Origin of the sequence: Aliivibrio sp. A6, assembly GCF_028765505.1 — a bacterium.
Lineage (GTDB): Bacteria > Pseudomonadota > Gammaproteobacteria > Enterobacterales > Vibrionaceae > Aliivibrio > Aliivibrio finisterrensis_A.
The window spans coordinates 1-3155 of record NZ_JARACR010000069.1; the positions used below are offsets into that span (position 1 = coordinate 1).

Below are 3155 nucleotides of genomic sequence, written 5' to 3' on the forward strand. Positions count from 1 at the left end.
CCCTAATTCTAATTTACCGGTAGTAATTAAGCGAACAAAATGTTCTTAAATTGCAAGATAAAATAAATGGAAAACAGATACAATTTTCACACCATTTGAACGACTTGGTTTCAAAAGATTTGGAACTGATAAACCAAATATCCTTGCCACAACTGGGATTGAAAATGCCAAGAGGAAAACACTGATACAGGCTAAAATGAGGCATAACCAAAGAACAATTGAAGCGTAAAATAGCTTCTGAAACGCTTGAACTTAGGGAAATAAGAGCTAATTTGCCGAACCTGATAATACGAAAACCAAAAGGCAACAAAGAAGAAAGGAACGCTTACTAAGCCGAAACTACGAAAGCCGCGATCCTATTGATGAACCGTGCAAAAAATTTCGGACTCAGTACGCACAACGCCGCAATAACACGTGCGAAAGACCGACTTACAAAATCAATTACACTTCAAACCGCGAATGCCGAATGTAAATAGCATCGTGTTGATTGCTTTGTTATACGAGCCTTGCTTTCGCTCCAATTAACTTGATAAAGAACTGATTTACCAAGATTTTCTGTAAAACGATTTTAATTAGACTGGCTCAATTAAGCGAGCTAAATATCCAATCAACGACAATAACTGTGAAACGAAACAATCCCTTTTTCTTACACCATTTGTACGACTTGGTTTCAGCAACTTTTTAGCTGAAAAACCAAATATCCTAACCACAATTGGGATTGAAAATGCTGAGAGAAAAACACTGATGCAGATTAAAATGAGGCATAGCCAAAGAACAATTGAAGCGTAAATTGGTTTCTGAAACGCCTGAATTTGGGGCAATAATAGTTCAATGCCGAACCTGATGAAATGAAAACCAAAAGGCTACAATGAAAAAGGAAAACCACCTACTTTTACACCTAAAAAGCTAATGGTTCAATCGCTGAACTGAACCAAAAAACTGCATTCTCAGAGTTCGTATAACGCCTGCATAACACGTTTACTACTGTGCAATTATACTCAAAATTGACGCCTTAAAACGAGAAACACCCGACAACCTGAGATGCCGAGTGTAGTAAATCGTGTTGATGCATTTGTTAGGCGAATTATACCTGCACGGCATCAGGAACATCATAAATAGTGTCAGTAATTTCACTAATTAGTCGATGATCTAATAAAACTTGTAGAATGATTTTTACAGTTTTATCACAAGGTATTATTTTATGTTGTTCAAAATTCAAACCCCACTTTCTAATTGCATTTACTTTTTGAAGGTTGGGAATAAAATTAGGCTTCTTATAAATACCTTTATCTTCAATTACAGCCATCCTTCGTAATTGAATAGAATTTTTCCCAACATAGGTAACAATCGGGGCTAAATCAGAAAATAAACTACTAAAACCGGGATTACTTTGCAAAGTATCAAAAGCTTTAACAAATTCTTCTTTGTATTTCATTGCTGATTCAAAGCCTTTTTTATTGGCAATAAAGGCCATATCATTCATGACATAGAAGTCAAAGTTTTTCTCTATTGAGAATGAATTATTCTCAATTCCTGTTAATTCACCGTTTTTAAAAATAGCATTCACGAATTTCTTTGGGTAGGAAGTTTTCCATGTAGTAGCTGATCTTTTAACCGCATACACTATTTTATCGTCTTTTATAAACTTAACCACATAACCTTTAGCACCGATTAAATCTTCAATACCTTTTATCGCATGCTCAGATTCTGGCTCATCAATAAGTTGCTTTAATAAAGAAAAATCAGTTTTATTAAACTCAATAGTTAAACAACTATTCTCATTTGTTTGAGAAATATAAGTATAAGCTGAATGTTCTGTTATTCTCACAGTTTCCCTTTTAACAAAGGATAGCAATTCATCATTTAATGAGTCATCTGTTTGTACATACTTAGTCCTGAATTTTTTAGGACTTGTACTGTCTTTAAAAATCCACAAATACGGTTTTGCATTTGAGAAATCAAATGCTTTAAGCTCTTTAAAATCAACTGTCATCATGCACTTGTCCAATATAGAATTCCTGAATTTTTTGAACATTATAACTACCAGGAGATAAATCACCCTTCATTAAAATTCTTATATCTCTTGGTTGCCCATTAAAATCAATACTTGCTTCGTATAGCTTCCACCCAAACATGAGTAAAAGTGGATTCATGATTATCTGTCCTGATTTATACGTTATAGCAAACATCCAAATTAAAAAAACTGAAAAACCTAATAGCTTTTCTGGAGAATCGTAGCTTATACCCATAAATGAAACTACATATGGAAATACATAATTTATAATGTCATTTGGTATTCCTTTTGATGACTTAACTGTCACCGTAAAAGGATACGAAATTTTATCTAATGATGCATTAGATAACCACACTGATAACAGTGTTATAGTAATAAATGTGACAGAGAGCAATGCGTTATTAAACGGATTAAACTTGCAATCTGTTGTTATATTTTCAAATGAACAGAATGATTGACCCCACCATGAAAATGGAATGTCTTGTATAGCTAATATCAACGCCAAAGGTAAATATGAGCCTATAAATATAGCAAAAGCAGAAACTAACCTAAATTGCATGTCCTTACCCCCCTTATTCGCCTAACGCTTGCATAACACGTGCTGACGACCAACTTTCCAAACCAATTACACTTCAGACCAAAAACGCCGAATGTAATAAGCATCGTGTTGATGCGATTGTTGTGCGTGCTTACTTTCGGCTTGGCTAACTTGGTAAAGAACTGCCCCGCCAAGATTTTCTAAGCCCTGATTTTAATTTACCGATGGCAATTAAGCGAACAAAATGTTCTTAAATTGCGAGATAAAGTGAATGGAAAATAAATATACTTTTTACGCCATTTGGACGACTTGGTTTCAAAAGATTTAGAACTGATAAACCACATATCCTCGCCACAACTGGGATTGAAAATTCCAAGAGGAAAACACTGATACAGGCTCAAATGAGGCATAACCAAAGAACAATTGAAGCGTAAAATAGCCGCTGAAACGCCTGAACTTAGGAAAATTAGGGTTAATTTGCCGAACCTGATGAAATGAAAACCAAAAGGAAACAAAGAAGAAATTCACGCTTACTAAGCCGAAACTACGAAAGCCGCGATCCTTTTGATGAACCGTGCAAAAAATTTCGGACTCAGTACGCAC

General features: G+C 34.8%; 3 protein-coding genes. All 3 read right to left on the reverse strand.

The annotated features are described in order from the left end of the window. Positions 1-1084: 1084 nt before the first annotated feature. Entirely contained in the window at positions 1085-1996 is a 912-nt protein-coding gene (locus tag PVK70_RS18545) for a DUF4868 domain-containing protein (RefSeq protein WP_207216429.1), read from the reverse strand. Continuing rightward, positions 1983-2573 carry a hypothetical protein gene (locus tag PVK70_RS18550; protein ID WP_130049452.1) on the reverse strand — a complete coding sequence of 197 codons (591 nt, stop codon included), beginning with the start codon at positions 2571-2573 and terminating at the stop codon, positions 1983-1985. The genes PVK70_RS18545 and PVK70_RS18550 overlap by 14 nt, the downstream gene beginning before the upstream one ends. A 303-nt stretch (positions 2574-2876) precedes the next feature. After that, the coding region (locus PVK70_RS18555) for a hypothetical protein (RefSeq protein WP_274441706.1) at positions 2877-3155 on the reverse strand (279 nt) is incomplete at its 5' end.

Bases quoted from the DNA above. Each gene is read 5' to 3' on its own strand.
- PVK70_RS18550 (WP_130049452.1), bottom strand. From the start codon at position 2,573: ATGCAATTTAGGTTAGTTTCTGCTTTTGCTATATTTATAGGCTCATAT.
- PVK70_RS18545 (WP_207216429.1), bottom strand. From the start codon at position 1,996: ATGATGACAGTTGATTTTAAAGAGCTTAAAGCATTTGATTTCTCAAAT.